At 34.1% G+C, this 598-nt stretch carries 1 protein-coding gene and 1 pseudogene; both read left to right on the top strand.

Translation table 11 applies throughout. The features are described 5' to 3' along the window. A pseudogene (locus tag DLK05_RS17660) lies at positions 1-210 on the top strand (IS3-like element ISDde3 family transposase); the annotation flags it as partial. Between the two features lie 32 nt (positions 211-242). Further along, positions 243-598 (top strand): IS3 family transposase (locus DLK05_RS18290; RefSeq protein ID WP_148114124.1); only part of this gene is annotated, 356 nt, incomplete at its 3' end.

The following is a 598-nucleotide window of genomic DNA, read 5'->3' on the forward strand; positions in this document are numbered from 1 at the left end:
GACAGAAGTATGGTTCAACGCTGGGTTCGAGAATACGATACTTATAAGGATAATAGCTTTAAAGGCAATGGTAATCCTGTAATGACAGTCGAACAAGAAGAGATCGCACGCTTAAAAGCAGAGTTACATCAAGCTCAAATGGATCGTGATATCTTAAAAAAGGCAGTGAGCATATTCTCCAAGAGCGACAGCAAAAATTTCAATTTGTAAATTCTTTTAAAGATCATTTTACTGTTGAGAATATGTGTAGGGTTTTATCTGTTAGTAAGAGTGGATTTTATGAATGGTTATCACGTAAGAAATCTTCTAGGTCGATAGCCTATGCAAAAGACTCTAAAGAAATCATATCAATCTATAATACATCTAAAAAGCGCTATGGAAGTTATAAAATTCATGCAGAATTGAGTTTTAAAGGGATTAAGACATCCCGGAATAGAGTGGCTAGGATAATGAAAAGTCAGGGTATTAAAAGCATAGTTAATAAGAAATACAGAGTACAAACTACTGACTCGAATCATTCTAATAGAATATCTAAAAACCTTTTAAAGAGGAACTTTTATCCACAATCATCATCTCAAGCTTGGGTGTCCGACATTAC

This window comes from Ancylomarina longa (genome assembly GCF_003996985.1).
Classification (GTDB): domain Bacteria; phylum Bacteroidota; class Bacteroidia; order Bacteroidales; family Marinifilaceae; genus Ancylomarina_A; species Ancylomarina_A longa.